The sequence below is a fragment of the Jeotgalibacillus haloalkalitolerans genome (genome assembly GCF_034427455.1).
Taxonomy (GTDB): domain Bacteria; phylum Bacillota; class Bacilli; order Bacillales; family Jeotgalibacillaceae; genus Jeotgalibacillus; species Jeotgalibacillus haloalkalitolerans.
In genome coordinates, this window is record NZ_JAXQNN010000001.1 from 403,663 (window position 1) to 425,895 (window position 22,233).

At 46.1% G+C, this 22,233-nt stretch carries 22 protein-coding genes; 15 read left to right on the forward strand and 7 right to left on the reverse strand.

Features of this window, described 5'->3' with window-relative positions:
* Positions 1-150 precede the first annotated feature (150 nt).
* The 4 genes from UFB30_RS01970 to UFB30_RS01985 all read right to left on the reverse strand — a co-directional run bounded on the left by UFB30_RS01970 (position 151) and on the right by UFB30_RS01985 (position 6,003).
* Positions 151-1,965: a mechanosensitive ion channel gene (locus UFB30_RS01970; protein WP_322419990.1), complete on the reverse strand. Its 1,815-nt coding sequence runs from the start codon at positions 1,963-1,965 to the stop codon at positions 151-153.
* Between the two features lie 111 nt (positions 1,966-2,076).
* Positions 2,077-2,781 carry a pseudouridine synthase gene (locus UFB30_RS01975; protein WP_322419991.1) on the reverse strand — a complete coding sequence of 235 codons (705 nt, stop codon included), beginning with the start codon at positions 2,779-2,781 and terminating at the stop codon, positions 2,077-2,079.
* Complete coding sequence (locus UFB30_RS01980; protein ID WP_322419992.1) at positions 2,782-3,585, reverse strand: Cof-type HAD-IIB family hydrolase; 804 nt, start codon at positions 3,583-3,585, stop codon at positions 2,782-2,784.
* Positions 3,586-3,885: 300 nt separating this feature from the next.
* The gene (locus tag UFB30_RS01985; protein WP_322419993.1) at positions 3,886-6,003 is read right to left on the reverse strand and encodes a beta-propeller domain-containing protein; all 2,118 of its coding nucleotides are present in this window, start codon (positions 6,001-6,003) and stop codon (positions 3,886-3,888) included.
* A 195-nt stretch (positions 6,004-6,198) separates the two neighbouring features.
* On the opposite strand from UFB30_RS01985, the gene UFB30_RS01990 reads away from it, so the two are divergent.
* The 13 genes from UFB30_RS01990 (at position 6,199) to UFB30_RS02045 (ending at position 18,103) form a co-directional block, all read left to right on the forward strand.
* Positions 6,199-6,948, forward strand: coding sequence for a sugar phosphate isomerase/epimerase family protein (locus UFB30_RS01990; RefSeq protein WP_322419994.1), 750 nt, complete (start codon positions 6,199-6,201; stop codon positions 6,946-6,948).
* A 491-nt stretch (positions 6,949-7,439) separates the two neighbouring features.
* Positions 7,440-8,261: a D-aminopeptidase DppA gene (gene dppA / locus UFB30_RS01995; protein WP_322419995.1), complete on the forward strand. Its 822-nt coding sequence runs from the start codon at positions 7,440-7,442 to the stop codon at positions 8,259-8,261.
* A gap of 12 nt (positions 8,262-8,273) precedes the next feature.
* On the forward strand, positions 8,274-9,206 hold the full coding sequence (locus UFB30_RS02000) for an ABC transporter permease (RefSeq protein ID WP_322419996.1): 933 nt from the start codon (positions 8,274-8,276) through the stop codon (positions 9,204-9,206).
* A gap of 1 nt (position 9,207) precedes the next feature.
* Positions 9,208-10,161 carry an ABC transporter permease gene (locus UFB30_RS02005; protein WP_322419997.1) on the forward strand — a complete coding sequence of 318 codons (954 nt, stop codon included), beginning with the start codon at positions 9,208-9,210 and terminating at the stop codon, positions 10,159-10,161.
* Between the two features lie 204 nt (positions 10,162-10,365).
* A complete protein-coding gene (locus UFB30_RS02010; protein WP_322419998.1) occupies positions 10,366-11,394 on the forward strand; it encodes an ABC transporter ATP-binding protein in 1,029 nt (342 codons plus the stop codon).
* 84 nt (positions 11,395-11,478) lie between these two features.
* The gene (locus tag UFB30_RS02015) at positions 11,479-13,113 is read left to right on the forward strand and encodes a peptide ABC transporter substrate-binding protein (RefSeq protein ID WP_322419999.1); all 1,635 of its coding nucleotides are present in this window, start codon (positions 11,479-11,481) and stop codon (positions 13,111-13,113) included.
* 6 nt (positions 13,114-13,119) lie between these two features.
* The gene (locus UFB30_RS02020) at positions 13,120-13,356 is read left to right on the forward strand and encodes a hypothetical protein (protein WP_322420000.1); all 237 of its coding nucleotides are present in this window, start codon (positions 13,120-13,122) and stop codon (positions 13,354-13,356) included.
* Positions 13,357-13,407: 51 nt separating this feature from the next.
* Complete coding sequence (locus UFB30_RS02025) at positions 13,408-14,328, forward strand: S66 peptidase family protein (protein ID WP_322420001.1); 921 nt, start codon at positions 13,408-13,410, stop codon at positions 14,326-14,328.
* Entirely contained in the window at positions 14,328-15,428 is a 1,101-nt protein-coding gene (locus tag UFB30_RS02030) for a dipeptide epimerase (RefSeq protein WP_322420002.1), read from the forward strand. Before UFB30_RS02025 ends, UFB30_RS02030 begins: the two co-directional genes overlap by 1 nt.
* Positions 15,425-16,333: a C40 family peptidase gene (locus tag UFB30_RS02035; RefSeq protein WP_322420003.1), complete on the forward strand. Its 909-nt coding sequence runs from the start codon at positions 15,425-15,427 to the stop codon at positions 16,331-16,333. Before UFB30_RS02030 ends, UFB30_RS02035 begins: the two co-directional genes overlap by 4 nt.
* A gap of 13 nt (positions 16,334-16,346) precedes the next feature.
* Positions 16,347-17,309 carry an ABC transporter ATP-binding protein gene (locus UFB30_RS02040; protein WP_322420004.1) on the forward strand — a complete coding sequence of 321 codons (963 nt, stop codon included), beginning with the start codon at positions 16,347-16,349 and terminating at the stop codon, positions 17,307-17,309.
* 67 nt (positions 17,310-17,376) lie between these two features.
* Complete coding sequence (yxzF, locus tag UFB30_RS16650; RefSeq protein WP_494337692.1) at positions 17,377-17,472, forward strand: small protein YxzF; 96 nt, start codon at positions 17,377-17,379, stop codon at positions 17,470-17,472.
* A gap of 430 nt (positions 17,473-17,902) precedes the next feature.
* Complete coding sequence (locus UFB30_RS02045; RefSeq protein WP_041123677.1) at positions 17,903-18,103, forward strand: cold-shock protein; 201 nt, start codon at positions 17,903-17,905, stop codon at positions 18,101-18,103.
* Positions 18,104-18,279: 176 nt separating this feature from the next.
* Here the strand turns inward: UFB30_RS02045 and UFB30_RS02050 are convergent, their stop codons facing one another.
* A complete protein-coding gene (locus UFB30_RS02050; RefSeq protein ID WP_322420005.1) occupies positions 18,280-18,636 on the reverse strand; it encodes a hypothetical protein in 357 nt (118 codons plus the stop codon).
* Positions 18,637-18,759: 123 nt separating this feature from the next.
* Here UFB30_RS02050 and UFB30_RS02055 point away from each other — a divergent pair, with 123 nt between their 5' ends.
* The gene (locus tag UFB30_RS02055) at positions 18,760-19,344 is read left to right on the forward strand and encodes a DNA-3-methyladenine glycosylase (protein WP_322420006.1); all 585 of its coding nucleotides are present in this window, start codon (positions 18,760-18,762) and stop codon (positions 19,342-19,344) included.
* Positions 19,345-19,357: 13 nt separating this feature from the next.
* Entirely contained in the window at positions 19,358-20,362 is a 1,005-nt protein-coding gene (locus tag UFB30_RS02060; protein WP_322420007.1) for an acrylyl-CoA reductase family protein, read from the forward strand.
* A gap of 156 nt (positions 20,363-20,518) precedes the next feature.
* Here the strand turns inward: UFB30_RS02060 and UFB30_RS02065 are convergent, their stop codons facing one another.
* Both UFB30_RS02065 and UFB30_RS02070 read right to left on the reverse strand, forming a co-directional pair.
* The gene (locus tag UFB30_RS02065; protein WP_322420008.1) at positions 20,519-21,691 is read right to left on the reverse strand and encodes a PstS family phosphate ABC transporter substrate-binding protein; all 1,173 of its coding nucleotides are present in this window, start codon (positions 21,689-21,691) and stop codon (positions 20,519-20,521) included.
* Positions 21,675-22,136, reverse strand: coding sequence for a helix-turn-helix transcriptional regulator (locus UFB30_RS02070; protein WP_322420009.1), 462 nt, complete (start codon positions 22,134-22,136; stop codon positions 21,675-21,677). Before UFB30_RS02070 ends, UFB30_RS02065 begins: the two co-directional genes overlap by 17 nt.
* Between the last annotated feature and the right edge of the window lie 97 nt (positions 22,137-22,233).

Consider the following 22,233-nt stretch of genomic DNA (forward strand, 5'->3'; position numbering starts at 1 on the left):
CAAAGGTGAAGGATATACCACAAAAGGTGACTGAATTAACTCCCGTCTCCCCACCCTTGCCGCTAACGACATCAAGCCCATCCCCCGCCCCATAACCAAACCACATAAAAGAGCGCTCATGCCACAGCATGAGCGCTCTTTGCAATTATATTATTCACCGCGACGATCGTTATCAAAATCATCAGGCGCATAAGGGGTGTTGCCGCGCTGATCATCTTCAGGGAAATCATCCGCATCATTCACACTGTCCCAGGCAGATGTGTCACGTGACAGATCATCGCCGCTCCAGTCATTATCAACCGGTCGCTGGTCAGCATCGTCACGAACCGCATCATGTGGCGGTGTTGATGAAGTGTGCTTCGTTCCTTCATGGCGGTTTTCCTGCTTCATCTTTTCTCTTTCCTGTCTTGCATTTTCTTTATTCATTTCAGTATTTTCAGCTTTACGTTCAATCTTATCAAGGTAGCGTGATGCATTGTCGCGTCCGCCAAGTCCGAATGCAAGGCCAAATGCAAGTGCCACTGCACCAAGGATCAGGATAAACGCAGAGTTCACAATTGTATCCGCGACGCCAAGCTGGTCAAGTGCCATGAATAATGCAAGTGCCATAATGGCGTATTTCGCAACTGAGCTTAAGGCTTCAAGCTCTGAGCCTTCAAACAGGCTGGCAAGAATACGCTTCACAATGTTTGCAAGAATAATACCAAGTGCAAGAATGATAATCGCTGTAATGACGCTTGGCAGGAATGCAAGAACTGCTGTACCAAGGTCTACAAGGAAGCTGAGTCCGACAATCTGGAAAGCTTCTACAACGAACAGGATCACAACAATAATCTGTACAAGATAACCGACGATATCAGATGGTGTCATACCGTTTCCGGACGCTTTCCATCCGCCAACGCGCAGGTGACTTGTTACATGATTGAAGCTGAGTCTTGATAGCAGATCTGCGACAAAGCGGCGAGCCCATTTACCAACGAACAGCCCAACAAAGATCAGCAGAATCGCAATAATAATGTTCGGGATCATGGCCATGACGTCATCCAGCATATTGATCGCAGGGTCTGTAATACCTGCAATCTGCAGACGTTCAAGCGCTGAGATCGTAACTGGAATCATGATCAGAACGAATACAACTGTACCAATAATAGATGAAATTGATGTATCTTTCAGCGCCTTATCAAATCCAAGTCTTGCACCAAGCTTGTCAGCTCCTACTGCATGCAGGAAGTTAGCTACAATATCTCTGACAATCTTTGCGACAATCCAGCCAATGATAAAGATCAGCGCAGCTGCTACCAGTCTCGGAATAAATGACAGGAAGCTTGCAAGCATGCCGCTGAATGGTTCAGAGACTGCATCAATGCCAAGTGCACCAAGAATACCAGGCAGGAACATCAGTAAAACAAGATAGAATACAATCGTTCCGGCGCTATCTACATAGCTTCCTAGATTAGAAGAATCTTTGACATATTTACTGTCACGTACTTTCCGGTTCTGGACAAGTTTATGTCCGACCTTTACGACAACTGTTTTCAGCACAAGTGCGAGCACGTAAGCTAAAAGCAGAATCAGTGCAGCGGTCAGGATATTCGGAATAAATGCCAGAATCGTACTCATCATATCAACAAGTGGAGAAGCGATAATGTTCAGGTTAAGTATGTTGAAGAATAAAATAAAGACAAATACCATGATGATCCAGAATACAATTGTTCCGGCGATCTTTTCAGGTGTCCATTTTCTGGATTTTTCCTTATCACCGTCCGTTGAAGCAGAGCGTCTGTTAGGTGAGCCATACTTGCGGATGACACCAGTTTTCTTAAGTAATTTTTCGACACCGGCTGAAATTGCCTTCGCAATAAAAAAGCCGACAAGCAATACGACTAACGCAAGCAAAAGATTTCCAAGAGAATTCAAAAATCCGCTTGTGTTAAACCCATCACCGGAAAACCAGTTATTGTTCATAAAAACCCTCCTCCGTATTTGATATTCAAATAAACATTTCCCTTGTTATGACAGGAAAAAACAATTTTTGAAAAATAAATTTTGGGAATAAAAAAAGCCAGTGCCTATGCACTAGCTTTTCCCTTTAATTCCCTCTTTGAGGAGCTGGATTTCTTCTGTGGTTAAATGGCGCCATTCACCCGGTTCCAATGGATCGAGGTGAATGTGTGAAATGCGGGTTCTTTTCAAACTGATCACATGGTTGCCAAAAGCACTGCACATCCGTCTGATCTGCCGGTTCAGCCCCTGTTTTAAAATAATGCGGAACGTAAATTCACCGGTTTTTTCAGCAAAAGCAGGGGATGCCTCTTTGCCTTTAATCAGCAAACCGCCTTCACACATCTTTTCAATCATACTGTCTGATACCGGGCGCTTCGTCTGAACGATATACTCTTTTTCTTTAGCTGCTTCCTCTTTCATTAGAGGATTCACAATTGATCCGTCATTTGTCAGGATCAGCAGTCCGGTTGACGCTTTATCCAGCCTTCCGACAGCAAAAATTCTCGTCTCCCAGTTAAGATAATCAACGAGATTACCTTCCACTGCCTTTTGTGCAGTACAGGTGATGCCGGCGGGTTTGTGAAAGGCAAGGTATACGCGTTCAGCCGGTTCAGGAACTGGTTTTCCATCAATCAGAATCACATCTTCAGGCAGCACTTCTGTGGAGTGGGTGCATGGAATCCCGTTTACTGTAACGCGCTTCTGTTCAATCATTCTTCCTGTTTCACGCCTGGAGTACGCACCGCTTTTCGCTAAAACTGTCTGGATATGCTGCATTTAGAGTAAATATTTCTCCACAACGTGTGCCACGCCGTGTTCCATATTTGATCGTGTTACAAAATCAGCGGCTTCTTTTATATCATCCGGTGCATTATCCATTGCCACACCGAGTCCGGCAAATTTGATCATCTCAAGGTCGTTATAGCTGTCACCAACTGCGATGATCTCAGAGCGGTCAATCTCAAGCTTTTTCGCCAGCTGTTCAAGGCTCGTCCCTTTTGTTACACCATGCTCAGTGAATTCAAGGAAGTAAGGCTTTGAACGGTAGACGCTCAATGTGCCTGCAAGTTCTTCCTTTAGCTTCTGCTCAACCTTTTCTAGCACGCTGCCTTCCTTAAGCATCAATACTTTGACGACCGGTTCTTTTACAGCCTGCTTGAAATCATCTGTTAAGGCAACCGGAAGGCCGGTAAGTGTTGATTCAATTTGTGTGAATTCATTATCTTCAGGCGTCAAAATCGCTTCGTTAACATACGTCTGGATACCGACGTTTTCCCGGCGGCTCAGGTCATACAGGTGGTGAACCGTCTCAGGTGATAGCGTACTTTCAAACAGCAGTTCCTTTGTCTTCGCGTTAAAAATATTTGCGCCATTATATGAAAGAATATAGCTTCCATAATCTGCAAGACGCAGCTCATTTGCTGCATCCCACATACCAAACGTCGGGCGTCCTGAAGCAAGTACCACCTTCACGCCTTTCTCCTGTGCTTTCATAAGGGCTGCAGCGTTTTCTTCCGAGATCGAGTGGTCATCCTGCAGCAGTGTGTCATCCATATCTAAAACAATCATTTTATAAGTCATTGTAAGTCTCCTTCTTGTCTATACATATCACTCATTTTACTGCAGGAAGGGGGTAAGTGGCAAGGTGGCGGGGTGGCTGGGAGTGGTTCGGAGAAAAGTCGGCGGGGTCCTTAGAAAAGAAGGATATGTTCGCAGAAAAAAGGGGGGGGTTCGTAGAATTGTGTCATTTGCACTACACCAAAAAATACCCTTAGGAAACTGTCTTGAAAGTTTCCCAAAGGCATAAAACGGTTGTCAATTTGGATGATACGATGTTCGATCGCGGCTATACACTGACTGATAAAATAGATCCATTTACCGTCAAGGCAGCGGGTGATGGTCAATTCCATTATATTTCACAAGGTAAAGGTGATCATCCACATAAATCATCCGCTGAACCATACTTTCATATTCCTCGTACAGCTGGTTTGGATCTTTTTCATCCATGTATTCTGCAGCAAGTTCAATGCCGTCAGTAGTGATGCTGTATATATGCGCACCCTGACCTTCAAATTCAAGGTTCATGTCATCTTTGCCTTCATACAGCATAATCGGAAAGCCGTACAGACCGCGTTCCTCATGCCTGAATAACGCTTTATGATCGTACTGGATCGGAGAGTGTGTGCCCCGCCCGCCGATCACTTCCACGTCTTTTTCAACCGGGTTATTAAAATCTGTGATATCAAACAGGGAGATTTTCATGCCTTCCTGTCTGACAATCGGTGCTTCACCCGGCTTTGTTTCTTCAAGTGAGGTTTCAACGCCGAAACCGATCAGATGATTGTCATCGAGAGGGTGAAGATACGTGCTGAATCCAGGAATTTTCAACTCGCCAAGTACTTCAGGCGCTGTTGGGTCTGATGTATCAATCACGTACAATGGGTCAGTCTCCCTGAATGTGACGATATACGCCTTATCCCCCATAAATCTCGCTGAATAGATGCGTTCGCCAGGTGCAAGGTCTTCAACCGAACCGCTTATAGCCATCTGCTCATCTAAAATGTAGAGGTTGTTCACAGAAGGCTGATCCTCTGACCACATAGATCCTTTTGTTGTCGCAGCGCGGAAATAGCCGTTGTGCTCATCCATTGAAAATTGATTTAAGATACGTCCGGGTACTTTCCCCTGTGCAGCAAACTGAACGTTCAGCCTATCAATAGAAAATTTATAAATCTCAGTTTCATCCCCCGGTCCGCCGCCTGCAGGCATAATATCCATCATTGGGAAGAACGTATGCTGCATTGAAGCAATATACAGATTTTCTTTTGACATGTAGATTTGACCACTGCTGCCGAGATAAGAATGAACAGTTGCTTCTGTATCAGGCTCATTGATCGGCACTGCTGAAATCGTGGCATATTCAGCACTGTCTGATTCAGGAATCTTCTGAATCTGATCAACCGGCTGTGTGAAGAATTCATCTGATACTGCAGTATCTTTTATGAAAGGCTGCAGCCTGACTTCTGCATCTTCATTTTCCTGCATAATCCAGACATCAGGGTGATGATTCGTGACAAGGTAAAGAACGTCCTCCACCATCCTTGAGCTTGCAAGGTAGCCTTCCGCTGAAAATTCCCGCGTTAAAGCAGGAGAAGCAGGATCAGTTACATCGTAAATTTTAGCAGTTGTCGTACTGACCTCCTGACCGGGTTTGCTGTGCCAGAAGTCCCCGACTGCAATTAGCGTATCACCACTTAGATAAAGGGATGAACCGTAAAAGTTCCCCTGTCCGAGCGTAATCGTATGAACCGTTTCAGTAGAGCCATCCTCTAAAATCTGTTCAATTCTAACCTTTTCATTTTGATAAAGAATATAAATATAGTCTCCGTCTGTCTGGACAATATCCGCTTCCTCCACGCCATCAACCTGATTATTTGTAGTAGAGAAATCGCCGCCTGCACCATCTGATGAAGCGGTGTCAGCAGATTCCATACTGCCTTCTGATGCAGACTCTTCAACCATAATATCCCCGCCAACTGCCCGACTATTTTCCATCAGCGCAGCAAAATGATCTCTCAGTTCCTGTTCGTCTGTAAACGAAGGGAGATCTGTTACAATTTTAAACTCAATGGCCTGCCCGTTTTTCAGCTTCAAACCAAGAGAGGATTTAATTTCCTCTGATAAATGCAGTGTGTAAAAGGCACCATTTTCATATCCGCCGTCCGGAGGCGCTACTGACAGTGTATGACCTTCATTCATCAGCTCAACTGTAACGGCAGTCTGATTTCCATTCTGATCTTCAACATATACAGTTTCTTCATTTACCGTATCCTCACGCATCTCTTCCGTGAAATTCATCCGCCACGTATGGTCGCTGAATACAGATCTGACTTCAGCGCCAGTTGCTGTATTCGTCACTTCAGGCTTCTGAAGCAGATAAAATGTGAGTCCGCCTCCTGCAACCAGAATCAGCAGGGCAGTAATCAACCACTTCTTCATGATGATGGTCCCCCAATCAATTTTGTATTCGCAGTCTATCATTTTAAATGTTCATCCCGTTGCCTTCATTTTCCTTATTACTAATAAGACGTACATATTTCAATTAAGTTACAAAAATAATCTGAAAATAGAAAAGCTCAGACTTGAGGTGAAAGTGTTTTCATAATACCCTTATGTAAAAGAGGAGGGTTTCACATGGTAAAAGTAGCGATACAGCTTTGGTCTGTCAAAGAAGCAATGGAAGAAAATCCTGAACAAACAATCCGTGAGCTGAGCGGGGCAGGTTATGATGGTGTGCAGCTGGCCGGTGACTACGGTAAATCAGGTGCAGAATGGAAAAAGATTTTAACAGACAACCATTTAGAGGCGGCAGGCATTCATATGCCGGTAACCGCACTGGAAAATCAATCTGAACTCGATCACTGGATCAGCTTCAGCAAAGAGATTGGCAACAATAAGCTGATTATTCCTTTCGTGGATGAAGAGTGGCGGACGCTTGAAGGTTATAAAAAACTGGTTCATCTAATGAATGCGGCAGCTCCAAAGTTAAATGAAGCAGGAATCAGGCTTGGCTATCACCATCACGATTTTGAGTTTCAAACAGTGGAAACAAGTATGACCGGCTGGGATGTCATTGAAGAAACAGCGGATCGGGATCATATTCATTTTGAAATCGATGTCTACTGGACAGAATATGCAGGAATCCATACATATAATCTGCTTGACCGTTTGAAAGATCATATTTTCTCTATTCATTTAAAAGATATGGTCGAAGAAAACGGTCATAAGAGAACCGCTGCGATTGGCAAAGGAAGCCTTGATCTGAAAGGTTTCGCTGATCGCGTCCAAACTGACTGGCTGGTTGTTGAGCAGGAGCACTTTGACGGCAATCCGCTTGAAGAAGTAAAGCCGAGTGCGCAGGTTGTAAAAGAATGGTATAAATAAGAGGTTTTGCGGAAACCCGGGGTGCTGCTCCGGGTTTTTTGTATGGCTATAAGGCAGGTCAAATTTCACTATTTCCGGAACCAGGCGAATAATCTCCTGAACATCATATTTAATTTCATGAACCACCCTCGTAATCTCATGAACTACCAAATTAATCTTCTGAACACCACAGATAATCTCCTGAACCACATTCACCTCTATCAACCCCCAACCGTAAAATCCAAATAATTATCCATCCCCAAGCATAATTACCCGCTCATATGAACAAAAATATTTAAAAATTTTCAAAATCCTAAAAAATTTTTTCATCTCTCAACCAAAACTATTTACCTAACCGAAATAGTTGATTTATCAGCGTTCAGGGACGATTGTAATACCACTTGAACCCTGATCTGACAAGCTTGAACAGGGCTTCCTCCATTTGATGGATTTGCCTTCCTTTGGTATAGTTGTTTGAAAATTGTGATTGTAGAAAAAAGGGGAATTTGTCGATGAAGGTTTACTTGTCAGTGGACATGGAAGGGATCACAGGACTTCCGGATTATACATATGTCAGTTCAAATGAAAAAAATTATGAGCGTGGCCGTCTGATCATGACGCAGGAAGCGAATGCCGTGATTGAAGCAGCTTTTGAAGCAGGCGCAACAGAAGTGCTGGTGAACGATTCGCATTCGAAGATGAATAATATTGTGATTGAGGAGCTGCATCCGGATGCACTGCTGATCACGGGGGATGTGAAGCCATTTTCGATGGTTCAGGGGCTTGATTCAACGTTTGATGCGGCAATCTTCCTCGGCTACCATGCCCGTGCAGGTCAAAAAGGTGTGATGTCACACGCCATGACGTGGGGCGTACGCAATATGTGGGTTGATGATGAAATCGTTGGTGAGCTCGGACTGAATGCAATGGTTGCAGGTTACTTCGGGGTTCCGGTTGTCATGGTTGGCGGCGATGATTGTGCAGCTGCTGAAGCAAAATCACTGATCAGTGGCGTGAAGACCGCAGCAGTAAAAGAAACGATTTCAAGATCTGCGGTGAAAAGTCTGACTCCTGTTAAAGCACAGGCGCTTTTAAAAGAAACGGCGGCAGACGCTTTAAAAGAGATGCAGGCTGAGCCTTTAATCGCATCAGATGCACCTGTTTTTAAAATCGAATTCACTAATTACGGTATGGCGGAGTGGGCGAATCTGATGCCCGGGACAGAGATAGAGCCGGACACCTGTATCGTCACATTCAGAGCTAAAAACATCTTAGAAGCATATCAGGCAATGTTAGTGATGACAGAGCTTGCTATGCGTACATCATTTTGTTAGGGGGAGCAGCAGGTGGCAGGATACATAGCAAAACGTTTTATGATGATGGTTGTAACCATCCTTGTCATTGCGACACTTACATTCGTATTAATGAATGCGATTCCAGGTTCTCCGTTTAACGAGGACCGGGGCACGAGTGAAGCAGTACAGGCAAATATGAATGCACACTTCGGGCTCGATCAGCCGCTGTATGTGCAGTACGGCATGTACTTAAAGAGTATTGCCACATTTGATTTCGGACCGTCGATTAAGAATCCGAATCAGACAGTCAATGATTTACTTGGGAGAGGATTTCCGATTTCAGCAGAGCTCGGGATCATTACGATTTTACTGGCGCTGATCTCAGGCGTTGTGCTTGGCGTGCTGGCAGCGCTCAGACATAACGGCGTGATTGATTACCTGGCGATGACGCTTGCGGTACTTGGAATTTCGATTCCAAACTTTGTACTGGCGACGCTTGTCATTCAGCAGTTTGCGGTTAATTGGGGCGTACTTCCGGCAGCGACATGGTCAAGCCCGGCGCATATGGTACTTCCGGTTATTGCGCTTGCCACAGGGCCAATGGCGATTATCGCCCGCCTGACACGCTCAAGCATGCTTGAAGTGCTGACGCAGGATTACATAAAAATGGCGCGTGCAAAAGGCCTGACTCCTTTTAAAATCGTCGTCAAACACGCTTTGAAAAATGCGATGCTTCCAGTCGTCACGATTCTTGGTACGTTGGTAGCCGGCATCTTAACAGGAACGTTCGTCATTGAAAAAATCTTTGCGATTCCCGGAATGGGTAAATATTTCGTCGACAGTATTAATGACCGTGACTATCCGGTCATTATGGGAACGACCGTGTTTTACAGTTCCATTCTTGTCATCATGCTCTTCCTTGTGGATGTGGCATACACATTGCTTGATCCGAGGATTAAGCTTGTGAAGAAAGGAGGAGAGTAAGATGAGAAAAACGGTAGAAAATCCTCCTTCACATCATGAACAGATTCCGGAGGACTGGTTCCGCCCGGTCGGACAGGATCGTGAAAAAGCAGAAGAGGTTGTAAGACCATCTCTTTCCTACTGGCGCGATGCTTGGAGAAGATTACTGAAAAACAAACTGGCAATGGCGGGACTATTATTTCTGATCGGCCTCGCTTTTATGGCGATATTCGGTCCAATGCTGACGCCGCACTCGCCAACGACTCAGAACCTGCCGAATCAGAACCTCGCACCAAACAGCACACACTGGTTTGGAACGGATAATCTGGGACGCGACGTATTTGCACGGACCTGGTACGGGGCACGGATCAGTTTATTTGTTGGTCTGATGGCTGCGCTGATTGATTTTACGATTGGTATTATCTATGGCGGAATCGCCGGCTATAAAGGCGGCAGAACCGATTCAGCGATGATGCGTGTCATTGAAATTTTATACGGACTGCCATACTTACTCGTTGTGATTCTGCTATTAGTTGTGATGGGCCCAAGCCTTGTAACGATCATTGTGGCACTGACGGTTACCGGCTGGATCGGGATGGCCAGGATCGTCCGCGGTCAGGTCATGCAGATCAAAAACTATGAATTCGTAACAGCTTCCCAGTCATTCGGAGCAAAAACATCACGGATCATCCGTAAAAACCTGCTGCCGAATACAATGGGACCAATCATTGTTCAAATGACGCTGACAGTACCGACTGCCATTTTCGCCGAAGCCTTCCTAAGCTTCCTCGGACTCGGTATTCAGGCACCGCACGCGAGCTGGGGCGTCATGGCCAACGACGCACTTGGGGTCATCATCTCAGGACACTGGTGGAGACTATTCTTCCCGGCATTCTTCATCTCACTCACCATGTTCGCATTTAACGTACTCGGTGACGGCCTGCAGGATGCATTAGATCCGAAACTTAGAAAATAGTAGCTATTATAAAGTTATTATAATCCTTGCACAGCTGATGACCGGAGCGGAAGGGGGCGACTCCAGCGGCAGGAAGGGACAGGTGAGTCAAAGCATGGCGCAGCCTGCTGGCTCACCGCCCGGCCGCGGAAAGCGTCCCCCTGAAGCGCAGGTCATCAGCCAAACTTAACAAAGCTAAACTTATTTGGCAGGAGTGAAAAACAGATGACTGTAGCAGACAGAAAACACCGTACAGTCGATGGGACTGCGGCAGGAGAGCCTGTCCTTGAAGTGCGTGACCTTGAAGTAACGTTTAAAACGTATGGGGGAACCGTGCAGGCTGTGCGTGGTGTGAACTTTAACGTATATAAAGGCGAAACCCTTGCCATTGTAGGTGAATCCGGCTCGGGTAAAAGTGTGACGTCAAGCGCGATTATGGGGCTGATCCCGTCACCACCAGGCGAAATTACACGCGGCAACGTTCAATTTAAAGGGAAAGACCTGACGAAGCTGTCCAAAAAAGACATGCGGGAGATCCGCGGGGTTGATATCTCAATGATCTTCCAGGATCCGATGACGGCGCTGAACCCTACATTAAAAATAGGGGACCAGCTGACAGAAGGGATCCGCCAACACCAGAAGCTTTCAAAAGCACAGGCGAATGAAAAAGCGCTTGAGATGATGAAGCTTGTCGGGATTCCAAATCCTGAAGAGCGGCTGAAGCAATATCCTCACCAGTTCAGCGGCGGGATGAGACAGCGGATTGTCATCGCCATTGCACTGATGTGTGAGCCGGAGCTGCTGATTGCGGATGAACCGACGACGGCACTGGATGTAACGATTCAGGCCCAGATTCTTGAACTATTTGAAGAGATTCAGAAGAAAACCGGCGTTTCCATTATTTTGATCACGCATGACCTTGGCGTTGTGGCAAAAATCGCCCATCGGATTGCAGTCATGTATGCCGGAAAAATTGTAGAAATCGGTACAAAGCGCGAGGTCTTTTATCAGCCCGAGCACCCTTATACGCAGGGACTGTTGAATTCAGTTCCACGACTTGATTTAAAAGGAAAGCCGCTTGAGCCAATCGAAGGCACACCGCCGGATTTATTTTCACCGCCGGCAGGCTGTCCATTTGCAGCCAGATGTCCGCACGCCATGCTTGTGTGTGAAAAAGTGGTGCCGCAGACAGAGCATCTGTCAGAGACGCATCAGGCGGACTGCTGGCTTTTAGATGAAAGAGCACAAAGGTAACAACTGGTCTGGAAAAGACGTTTCCGGTTCACCCGGACGGTTTCCAGGCCGGCAAAAATAAAACACCACAGGGGGAATTACAGCATGAAAAAATGGGGAATCTTTTTATTTTCAATCGTCATGGTGCTTGTACTTGCAGCCTGCACGGCAAACGATGAAGCCGGCCAGGAAGAGCAGGATGAGGGCGTCCAGAGCGAAGAGTCAGGCGGAGAAAAAGTCCTTCGCATGAACAACGGCACAGAGCCGACATCAATGAACCCGCCAATCGGATTTGATGCATCGTCATGGAACGTTCTGAATAACGTAATGGAAGGACTGACGCGTCTTGGTCAGGACGACCAGCCACAGGAAGCAATGGCAGAGTCATGGGAAGTATCTGAAGACGGACTTACATATACATTTAAAATCCGTGAAGATGCAAACTGGTCAAATGGAGAGCCTGTAACAGCAGAAGACTTCGTTTATGCGTGGACGTATATGCTTGAGCCTGAAACTGCATCTCCTGCAGCATTCCTTGCTTACTTCATTGAAGGAGCTGAAGCTTTCAACGCAGGTGAAGGAAGTGCAGAAGACCTTGGACTGACAGCTGTAGATGAGAAAACATTTGAAGTGAAGCTTGCACAGCCAACTGGTGCGTTCTTAAACATCATCTCAAACCCTTCATTCTTCCCGGTGCATAAAGCAACGGCTGAAGAAAATCCTGAATGGTTTGCTGAAGCTGACACATTCGTTGCAAACGGACCGTTCAAGCTTGAATCATGGGAGCATGACAGTGAAATCGTCATGGCGAAAAACGAAGAGTACTGGGATGCAGAAACTGTAAAGCTTGATAAAGTTCACTGGGCAATGGTCAGCGATACAAACACTGAGTACCAGATGTTTGAAAGTGGAGACCTTGATATGACAGAAATCCCTGCAGACAGCGCTGAAGAACTGATTGACTCTGAAAATGTAGTCATCGAAGATCAGGCAGGTCTTGCATTCTACCGTTTTAACGTAGAAGAGGAGCCATTCCAGAACAAGAAGATCCGCCAGGCAATCGGGAAAGCCGTGAACCAGCAGGAGCTTGTTGACTATGTAACGAAGATGGGTGAAGTTCCTGCAACAGGATTTGTTTCACCTGGATTTGAAGATGCAGAAGGGAACGACTTCCGTGAAACAAATGGAGACCTTCAGACATTTGACGCTGAAGAAGCGAAGCAGCTTCTTGAAGAAGGAATGGAAGAGGAAGGCTATGACGAGCTTCCAACCATCACTCTGACTTACAGCAACACTGAATCAAACCGTATCGTTGCTGAAGCAATCCAGCAAATGGTCAGCCAGAATATTGGCGTTGACATGGAGCTTTCCGCTTCAGAAAGTAACGTATTCCTTGATGAGCAGCGCGCACTGCAGCACCAGCTGTCACGAAGCTCATTCCTGCATGACTATGCTGACCCTGTAAACGCGCTTGAAAGCTTTGTTACGGATTCATCCATGAACCGTACAGGCTGGTCAAATGAAGAATACGATCAGCTGATTGCCGACGCGAAAGCTGAAACAGATGAGCAGGCACGCTATGAACTGCTTTATGAAGCTGAAAAGCTGTTAATGGAAGAAGCACCAATCTTCACACTTCACTACTACAACCAGGTTTACCTGTATGCAGACAGCATCTCTGATGTTGTGCGACACCCGGTTGGTTACCTTGAACTGAAGTGGGCAGATAAGGAAGCTTAAGTTGAATTGAATGGGAAGTGCCGCCTTGGCGGTGCTTTCTGTTCGTTAAATGAGTTTGGTGTGGTGGACGTTGGTGTTCAGGAAATTACTATTGGTCTTCAGGAAATTACGCCGACGGTTCATGAGATGATCACTGGTGTTCAGGAGATTTTCCGGTCGGTTCATGAAATATTCAACATGGTTCAGGAGATTGGGACTATTTACTCTCATTCATTCATCCACCAAACCATTTCTGTTTTCTGAAAAGAGGGTTACCAACCCCTTTTTCAGAGCACAGAAAGGAGCATGACACACATGATCTTACCAAAACAATTACAGAGCGGAGACACAGTCGGATTTATCGCGCCGGCCAGCCCGCCAAATATAAAAAGCATGGAAAAATCAATCGAATTCTTCACATCACTCGGATTAAAAGTAAAAGAAGGCAAACACGTTCGAAAAGTATACGGTTATTTAGCAGGAACAGATGAGGAGCGGCTTGAAGACCTCCACGCGATGTTTGCAGATCCTGAAGTCAGTGCAGTCATTTGCGCAGGCGGCGGTTACGGAACAGGTCGCATCGCAGACAAAATTAACTATGACCTGATCCGTCAAAACCCAAAAATCTTTTGGGGATACAGTGATATCACATATTTACACACAGCAATCCGCCAGGAAACAGGACTTATTACATTCCACGGTCCAATGCCCGCTTCAGATATCGGCAAAGATGAGTTTCACGCGCTTTCAGGTAAAATGTTTGCCCAGCTGTTTGAGCCGAGGGAGCTTCATTATACTGAAGCAATCGGTGAGCTGAATGTCATAACAGCAGGTGGAGCAACAGGAGAGCTGACGGGCGGGAATTTGACGCTGATTGTGAGCACACTGAATACAAAGCACGAAATTGATATGAAAGACAAAATTCTTTTAATTGAAGATGTAGATGAAGAGCCTTACAGAATTGACGGTATGCTGAGCCAGCTGAAGTCAGCGGGTAAACTGCAGGAGCTGAACGGAATTGTGGCAGGTGATTTTAAAAATGCTGTGCCGACAAACGGAAAGCCGTCACTGTCACTTGACGAAGTGCTGCAGCATTATTTAGGAGATCTCGGTATCCCTGTTGTGTCAGGCTTTAAAATCGGTCACTGTGAACCACATTTTTCAGTGCCGCTCGGGGTTAACGCAAAGCTGTCAGCTGCTGATAAAACGCTGACGCTGCTGCCGGGGGTGGATTAATGAAGATCCGCTCTATTGAAACATTCCGCGTCAGAGTGCCGCTGAAAAAACCGTTTAAGACAGCACTCAGAACGCTAACTGTTTCTGATTCTGTCATTGTAAAAGTAACGGATGAAGAGGGACGCACAGGATACGGTGAGGCGCCGCCGACACACGTCATTACAGGCGATTCACTTTCAAGTATTGTAGAAGCGGTCAACGGCATTATTGCACCGAAGTGTATTGGACAGTCACTTTTGAATAGAGAAAATCTGCTTCATACCGTGAACACGTCAATGGTCCGCAATACAAGCGCAAAGGCTGCGGTGGATTGTGCAATCCATGACCTGCTCGCACAGCACGCCGGCATGCCGCTTTATCAGTTTCTTGGCGGCGCAGCGGATTCCTTTGAAACGGACTACACGGTCAGTGTGAATGAGCCGGACGAAATGGCTGCAGATGCTGCACAATTTAACAGAGACGGCTTCTCTGTTCTCAAAATCAAAGTCGGGATTGGCGCAATTGAAGATGATCTTAAACGCATTAGAGCCATCCGTGAAAAAACAGATTGCACGCTGAGACTTGATGCAAATCAGGGGTGGACTGCAAAAGAAGCAGTCTATGCAATCAGCAGGATGGAAGATGAGGGGCTGAATATTGAACTCGTCGAACAGCCGGTTAAAGCGCATGATCTAAAAGGATTGAAATACGTAACAGACCATACATATACAAAGGTTATGGCAGATGAAAGTGTCTTCAGCCCGCAGGATGCCATCCGCGTGCTTGAAATGCGTGCAGCAGACCTGATCAATATCAAGCTCATGAAAGCAGGCGGTATTCATCAGGCAATGACGATTGCAAAGCTTGCTGAAGCCTATGAGATTCCCTGTATGACTGGCAGCATGATTGAAACGAAGGTCGGTATTTCAGCAGCTGCCCATTTTGCGGCAAGCCAGCGGAATATTACGCGCTATGATTTTGATGCACCTCTTTTACTGGCTGAGGATATTGTCAATGGAGGTGTCCAGTTCAATAGCGCCCATATGACATTTAGCACTGCACCGGGACTTGGCATTGAATCAATTAAAGATCATGCAGTGCTTAAGGAGGTAAATAAATGAGAACGGCACAAATCAATGTAACAGCAGCAACACTCTGGACGGAGCCGGCATCACCACGCGAACTTGATCAGCCTGCGCTTGAACAGCCGGTGAGAATTGAAGCCTGGCTTGATGGTATGTCAGCTGAAGAGCGTAAAGAGCTGCTTGATGGCAATAAAGTTCAGTCACAGGTATTGTACGGGGATACGGTCACGATTGAAGAGGTAAAGGATGACTGGGCACAGGTAGTAGTCCTTTCACAAAGCTCTAAAAAGCACCCTGCAGGCTATCCCGGATGGATTCCAGTGTCACAGCTGACTGAAATCGACGCTGACGATATGGACCCGGCTGAGGAAAAAGCCATTGTTACATCAGACTTTACCCAGCTTTTAGATGAGAATGGTAAAACGCTTGTGAGCCTCGCGTTTACAACTATTCTTCCGGTAACCGGCTTGGAGGACGGTCTGGTTGAGGTGCATACGCCTCATGGACAGGCCTTTTTGAAAAGAGATGCGGTAACGCTTTTCAATGACGAGCTTGAAAAAGGAACACCTGAAACGATTTTAAAAGACGGTGAAAGATTTCTGGACCTGCTGTATTTATGGGGCGGTATGACGCCATTCGGCTATGACTGCTCAGGCTTCAGCTACTCTATGATGAGAGCGAACGGCTACCTGATTCCACGTGATGCATCTGATCAGGCGGCAGCCGGTAAAGAAATTGAGAAGGAAGATGTGAAACCCGGTGACTTAATCTTTTTTGCATATGAAGAAGGCAAAGGACGCCTGCACCACGTCGCCATTTACCACGGTGACGGCAAAATGATTCATTCGCCGACTCCGGGTAAAAAGATCATGATTCAGGAGATCGCAGGTACGTTTTATGAAAAAGAATGGTGCCAGACAAGGCGCTACTGGCAGGAATGAGGAGGAAGACACCATGAGCATGCAGAAGCTGCTGGAAGTAACAGACCTGAAAAAACACTTTGATCTCGGAAAAAACCAGCTCCTGAAAGCGGTAGACGGGATCAGCTTTGATGTACATAAAGGGGAAACGCTCGGTCTGGTTGGAGAATCAGGCTGCGGTAAATCCACAACAGGACGCACGGTGATGGGGTTATATAACCGGACAGAAGGATCAGTCACATTTGACGGAAAAGATGTTCACCGTATGTCTGAAAAAGACCGCTTTGATTTCCTGCGCAATATGCAGATGATCTTCCAGGACCCATACGCTTCACTGAACCCGAGGTCAACGGTGCTTGAGATTATCTCAGAGCCGATGGAAATTCACGGGCTTTATAAAAGTCAGAAGGAAATGAAGGAAAAAGTGTATCAGCTGCTTGAGGATGTGGGGCTGAACCGCGACCACGCCAACCGTTATCCGCACGAATTCTCAGGCGGTCAGCGTCAGCGGATCGGGATCGCGCGTGCACTCGCGCTCGACCCTGATTTTATCGTGGCAGATGAGCCGATCTCAGCGCTTGATGTGTCTGTTCAGGCTCAGGTTGTGAATCTGCTGAAATCACTTCAGGAGGAAAAAGGGCTGACGTATTTATTTATCGCCCATGATCTCTCGATGGTGAAGCACATTTCAGACCGTATCGGCGTGATGTACCTTGGCCGTATGATGGAGCTGACGACAAGTGAGAAGTTATATGACGAACCGCTTCATCCTTATACAAAAGCACTCATGTCAGCCATTCCGATTCCGGATCCTGATGTGGAGGAATCACGTGAACGGATACTGCTTGATGGAGAGCTTCCAAGTCCGATCAACCCGCCATCAGGCTGCGTATTCAGAACCCGCTGCCCTGTAGCCACAGAGCGCTGTGCAGAAGCTGTGCCTGAGTGGCGTGAAGTACGCCCGGGTCATTTTGCAGCCTGTCACTACGCAGATTGACATGTTTGTATCTTCCGTGATGTGGGAATAACAAGATTAACTTGAGCACAAGCGGGAGGGATTTACTGTGGGAAGATTTATTAAGCGCGCAATCAAATACGGACCGATCGTATACCCGTTCATCCGTAAGTTTTTAAATAGTCGTAAAGCAAAAAGATATTAATTAGATGAGACCGTCCTTTGGGGGGTCTTTTTTAATTTGGGTGTAATGGACTTTGCTGGTGGAGTAGAAGAATTAGGGTCACATCCGTAAGAATTCGTGTCAGTTCCTTAAATCCTCAAGTCACCTCCCTGTATTCCGATCATTTCTAATCATTTATTTTTGTTACACCAATCCTGATCTGATCACAATAGCAGCGTTTGCACAACAGGCAATGGCGAAATGTGTCGGAAAGTATTTTGGCAAAAGGTTTGCTATTTCCAAAACCCCATGCTATGATTAGTCCATGCTTAATACGTAACACCATCTAATTCACATGTTATCAGGAACTTTTTACATTTTCCGATCATGTAAAAAGCTTGTGATAGCATGTGAATTCTTTGTTTTTACTCAGCTATTAAGTAAAACTTAGAACACAGTGGAGGAATTACCCATGAACGAAGGTACAGTAAAATGGTTTAACGCAGAAAAAGGATTTGGATTTATCGAAGTAGACGGCGGCGAAGATGTATTCGTACACTTCTCAGCTATCACTGGCGACGGATTCAAAACTCTTGAAGAAGGTCAAAAAGTTAGCTTTGAAATCACTCAAGGCAACCGTGGCGACCAAGCTGCTAACGTTGTAAAATTATAATTTTACACTTCCAAAACACCCGCTTCTCTTTTGAGGAGCGGGTGTTTTTTGGTTTCGGGCCGCTCAGTGGGGACGGAGTTAAATGAACCGTTTTTGTAATGATTCTAAAAGTGGCGCATTCAACTCCGTCTCTAAGTGAACCATTTTTGTAATCACTTTAATATATTCTCAAAGCCTCAACTTCCTGTAAGCTTAAAAATCAGCCGGATGACGAGTGCGGCCAGGATGAAAAATGGAATGAGCATCAAATATCCTGCCTCAGTTCCACGTCCAAAAACCAGCCATGCGAAAAGCTGAAAGGATAGCACTGCTCCACCACCTGTGATTGCGAGCAATAATGCTGTTGAATGAGTCGCGCTATTTTTAAACCATTCCTGGTAAGCGGGTATACTGAAAAGCAGTGCGAGCAGCAGAAGGACTGCTGCAGGAAATACAAGCAGATCTCCTATAAGTGACTGATATTTAAATTGAAGGTATTTTGACGCGGCTGACAGTATCAAGCCGCCAATTAAAAATAGGATGTTAATTTTCATTCATCCACCTCCACCAAGGGTTACATATAATTTCCACATATAAAGCAGAATTCCTCTAAGTAAAATATCGTTTTAAGAAGGAGCTTCACAGGGAATGACAGAAGATAGGAGGAGGGAGTGAGGATGCCACTGCTTGAACAATCTTTTTATGAAAAAAATGCACTTGAGCTTGCGGAGTCTCTGCTTGGGAAGCTGATTGTGAAGGATACACCTGAGGGCAGGGCGTCAGGTATTATTGTGGAGACAGAAGCATACATGGGTGCTGAAGACCGGGCAGCGCACAGCTATGGAAACCGCCGCACACGCCGGACGGAGATTATGTTCGGAAAGGCAGGTTCTGTGTACACTTATCAGATGCATACGCATACGCTTGTGAATGTTGTAGCGGCTGAAGTGGACACGCCTCAGGCTGTTTTGATCCGGGCGGTTGAGCCGGTTGAAGGCCTTCATTTAATGGAGAAAAGACGCCCCGGCAGAAAGCAGGTAGAGTGGACAAATGGTCCCGGCAAGCTGACGAAGGCACTCGGTATCGCAATGAGTGACTACGGTTCGCACTATACAGTACCGCCGCTGCAGCTTTTTGAAGGATGGGAACACGGTGATTTTGAGATTGCCACAGGTCCAAGAATCGGGATTGATAATACAGGTGAGGCCCGTCATTATCCGTGGCGGTTTTTTGTAAAAGGAAATCCATATATTTCACGTTAAAAAAGGGGAGGAATTGAAGATGACGTTTAAAGCAGTAATGGTAGATTTAAAAGATGATCAGGTAGAAGCGAAAGTAACTGATGTGACAGAAGAGCAGCTGCCAAAAGGAGAAGTGCTGATTAGGGTTGCGTATTCCAGTGTGAATTTTAAAGACGGGCTGGCAGGTTTGAAGGATGGTAAGATTGTTCAGTCGTATCCGTTTATTCCGGGAATTGATCTGTCAGGTACAGTTGAATCGTCAGAAGACAGCCGTTTTAAAAAAGGTGATCCTGTCATTGCCACGAGCTATGATATTGGTGTGACGCACTTTGGCGGGTACAGTGAGTATGCGCGTATTCCTGCTGACTGGGTGGTGCCGCTCCCTGAAGGACTTTCTCTGCGTGAGGCCATGATCTTTGGTACGGCAGGATTCACAGCTGCATTATCTGTACATAGACTTGAAAAAGAGGATGTGACACCTGAATCAGGAGATGTGCTTGTGACCGGTGCAACAGGCGGTGTCGGCAGTATGGCTGTTGCGATGCTTGCTGCAAAAGGGTATCAGGTAACAGGGAGCACAGGGAAATCTTCAGAACATGAATATCTGAAATCACTCGGCGCTTCAAATGTGATCTCCCGTGATGAAGTGTATGACGGCGGGAAAATCAGGCCGCTGAATAAAGGAATCTGGGCTGGCGCTGTGGATCCGGTTGGAGGAGACAGTCTGGCGTCTGTCTTAAGTAAAATGAAACAAAACGGCGCGGTTGCAGTGAGCGGATTGACAGGTGGAACAAAGGTGCCTGCTACTGTCCATCCATTTATCCTGCGCGGAGTGAGTCTGCTCGGGGTAGATTCAGCATACTGTGCCATGCCCCTTCGTGAACAGATCTGGAAACGCCTTGGCTCTGATCTGAAGCCTGAGCTGCTTGAGGAAATGGTGGATCGTGAAGTTGAGCTTCAGGATGTGCCTCACGCGATGTCGGAGATTATTGAAAGTAAGATCAGAGGCCGCGTGTTGGTGAAGGTTGCCGGTGAATAGAGTGATTGAATGCTGTCCGGAGGCTGTAGGCTCCGGACAGTTTTTTTATGAGATTTAGTAATCTGAGCCAAGACTGTAGCAATTCCCCGTTCAGTTTGTAGTGATCTGAGCCAGGACTGTAGCAATCAGCCTAGAACTTGCAGCAATCCCACAGCCTCACTCAACATTCACATACCCGGTCTCTTCCACAATCCACTGCCCTTCCTCCGACAAAATCCAGTCGATCAGCTTCTGCTCATTTTCAGTCCGTTCGCCGACTGTAATGGCATAAAATTCGGCTGAAAGCGGGTAGCTGTCGTCACGGATTGATTCAGCAGAGGGATGGACGCCATCAATGGCAATCAGCTTGATATCCCCATCTCGCACCATTTCTGTGGAGAAGAATCTGTACGAAAAACCGATTGCGTTTCCATGATTGCGGTAATCAGATGTTTCTTTAATGATACCGCCCATGCCGGTTACGATTTCTTCGGCGGGTGCTTCCATGATTGGAATGCCGACCATTAGTTTTTCAAGTGCAGTCTGGCTTCCGCTGTCATCAGGACGCTGGAAAGCCTGGATCTCCTCATCCTCGCCGCCAACTTCTTTCCAATTTGTAATTTCACCTGAGTAAATTCCCTGAATTTCTTCTACAGTTAATGAATCTACAGGATTTTTAGTATTAACAAAAAAGACGAAAGCTTCCCGGCCGATTGGTGTCAGTTCGAACTCAAATCCTGCATGTTTAGCAGCCAGCTCCTGTCTTTCCGATGGACCGGCGACGAAAATCATATCCGTTTCTTCCGCGATCAATCTGCTGTAAGCTTCATCCGTTTTTGTAGCCATCACTGTCTGATTCGAGTTACCCACATGTGGATAGTCGTCTTCCGGGTATACGGCCTGCACAAATGCTGAGTACAGTGGATAAAGTGCAGTTGCACCATCTAATTCAGGTAGGGGCTCTTCTAAATGAAGTGACGCTTCCTGGGTCATGGATACAGCTTTCGTACCTGACTCGAACGGCTCATAGACTGTCAGGTCCACTTCAGCTGAGTTCGTTATGCTCACAAGATAGGCATCATAGGCTGCCATACTGCCGATGGTCAGAGCCACAGCTGTCATAAGACCGGCTGCTGTGTAAGCAAGCTTTTTGCCCTTTACGAGATGGAACAGGCGGAGTATAAATAAGATGTAGAGTGCTGCGCCGACCCCGATCGCTGTATACATGAAGCGTTCCCCTCCAATTAACAGGGCAAAAAAGCTCGCAATCGCGACAATAAAGACTGCAAAAAATCCTGTAAATATAGCTGCGGACACTCTGAAAATATTTTCTTTAACTCTTTCTGTCATCTCTTAATTCCTCCAGTCGATGATAAGCTTCTTTCTCATCAAATGTACTGAACCATCTGAACCGCTGAGGGTCAAGAATCCGGTAATGCTGACTGATCAGGTTCTGCTGCAGTGTATAACTGCCAGCTGACCGGATGTCCTTCCACCATACTTTTCCGCCTAAGGTTCTGTTAACCGGCCCCACGCCATGCTCGAATGTCACCAGTCTGATCACCTCAAGCGGCTCATCTCCAAGACTGTTTTGCAGCACTTCACTCTGGTGAAAAAGAGCAGTCACCGCCACCACAGTATTCCATCCTGGTAATGTACGGCCTTTTTCAATTTGTACAAGCGTTTTTTTAGATATCCCCAAAATCTCAGCCATTTTATCCTGAGAAAAGCCGTTTTCTGTCCTGATTAACTTCATTTTGTCTGAAATGATGTGGATAACCTGTTCTCTATTCAATTTCCTCACCCCTTAAGTGTTGAAATATACGATTAGTGTAATTTTACACCATAATGTTAAATCGTCAACTAATTATTTTTACACAGCTGTGGGTAAA

What these genes read in the sequence shown, in the direction of transcription:
- UFB30_RS02025 (WP_322420001.1), top strand. Translation starts at nt 13,408, where the DNA reads ATGATCTTACCAAAACAATTACAGAGCGGAGACACAGTCGGATTTATC.
- UFB30_RS02055 (WP_322420006.1), top strand. Translation starts at nt 18,760, where the DNA reads ATGCCACTGCTTGAACAATCTTTTTATGAAAAAAATGCACTTGAGCTT.
- UFB30_RS01970 (WP_322419990.1), bottom strand. Translation starts at nt 1,965, where the DNA reads ATGAACAATAACTGGTTTTCCGGTGATGGGTTTAACACAAGCGGATTT.
- UFB30_RS02035 (WP_322420003.1), top strand. Translation starts at nt 15,425, where the DNA reads ATGAGAACGGCACAAATCAATGTAACAGCAGCAACACTCTGGACGGAG.
- UFB30_RS01990 (WP_322419994.1), top strand. Translation starts at nt 6,199, where the DNA reads ATGGTAAAAGTAGCGATACAGCTTTGGTCTGTCAAAGAAGCAATGGAA.
- UFB30_RS01975 (WP_322419991.1), bottom strand. Translation starts at nt 2,781, where the DNA reads ATGCAGCATATCCAGACAGTTTTAGCGAAAAGCGGTGCGTACTCCAGG.
- UFB30_RS02065 (WP_322420008.1), bottom strand. Translation starts at nt 21,691, where the DNA reads ATGACAGAAAGAGTTAAAGAAAATATTTTCAGAGTGTCCGCAGCTATA.
- UFB30_RS02030 (WP_322420002.1), top strand. Translation starts at nt 14,328, where the DNA reads ATGAAGATCCGCTCTATTGAAACATTCCGCGTCAGAGTGCCGCTGAAA.
- UFB30_RS01985 (WP_322419993.1), bottom strand. Translation starts at nt 6,003, where the DNA reads ATGAAGAAGTGGTTGATTACTGCCCTGCTGATTCTGGTTGCAGGAGGC.
- UFB30_RS02045 (WP_041123677.1), top strand. Translation starts at nt 17,903, where the DNA reads ATGAACGAAGGTACAGTAAAATGGTTTAACGCAGAAAAAGGATTTGGA.
- UFB30_RS02010 (WP_322419998.1), top strand. Translation starts at nt 10,366, where the DNA reads ATGACTGTAGCAGACAGAAAACACCGTACAGTCGATGGGACTGCGGCA.
- UFB30_RS02005 (WP_322419997.1), top strand. Translation starts at nt 9,208, where the DNA reads ATGAGAAAAACGGTAGAAAATCCTCCTTCACATCATGAACAGATTCCG.
- UFB30_RS02050 (WP_322420005.1), bottom strand. Translation starts at nt 18,636, where the DNA reads ATGAAAATTAACATCCTATTTTTAATTGGCGGCTTGATACTGTCAGCC.
- dppA (WP_322419995.1), top strand. Translation starts at nt 7,440, where the DNA reads ATGAAGGTTTACTTGTCAGTGGACATGGAAGGGATCACAGGACTTCCG.
- UFB30_RS02040 (WP_322420004.1), top strand. Translation starts at nt 16,347, where the DNA reads ATGAGCATGCAGAAGCTGCTGGAAGTAACAGACCTGAAAAAACACTTT.
- UFB30_RS02015 (WP_322419999.1), top strand. Translation starts at nt 11,479, where the DNA reads ATGAAAAAATGGGGAATCTTTTTATTTTCAATCGTCATGGTGCTTGTA.
- UFB30_RS01980 (WP_322419992.1), bottom strand. Translation starts at nt 3,585, where the DNA reads ATGACTTATAAAATGATTGTTTTAGATATGGATGACACACTGCTGCAG.